This is a genomic window from Pseudomonas sp. SIMBA_067, from assembly GCF_046534675.1.
Taxonomy (GTDB): domain Bacteria; phylum Pseudomonadota; class Gammaproteobacteria; order Pseudomonadales; family Pseudomonadaceae; genus Aquipseudomonas; species Aquipseudomonas putida.
In genome coordinates this window covers 1-335 of sequence record NZ_JAWRYH010000172.1, presented here as the reverse complement: position 1 = coordinate 335, position 335 = coordinate 1, and the positions used below count along the sequence as shown (strand labels likewise).

Annotated in this window: 1 protein-coding gene; it reads left to right on the top strand. The window is 59.4% G+C overall.

Going from position 1 to position 335, the window contains the following annotated elements; genetic code table 11:
• Window positions 1-335, top strand: a 335-nt coding sequence (locus tag SB765_RS28580; RefSeq protein ID WP_410932349.1) for a chemotaxis protein CheB, incomplete at both ends; no start/stop codon positions are given.

Below are 335 nucleotides of genomic sequence, written 5' to 3'. Positions count from 1 at the left end.
CAAGCCACAGCTCGGTATCCGCGAAGGGATGCTGTCTTACAGCCAGATGATTGGCGACAAAATTCGTGCCGCTTCCCGTGCCCGACTGCACAACCGTGCAGCGATGCCGGTACCGGCGACGCTGAAAGCGGGCCCGCTGCTGAGTAGTGAGAAGCTGATTGCGATTGGCTCCTCAACCGGGGGTACCGAGGCGATTCGCCATGTGCTGCAGCCGTTACCGGCGACCAGCCCGGCACTGCTGATTACCCAGCATATGCCGCCAGGCTTTACCCGCTCTTTCGCCGAGCGTCTGAACAAGTTGTGTCAGATCACGGTAAAAGAAGCTGAAGATGGTG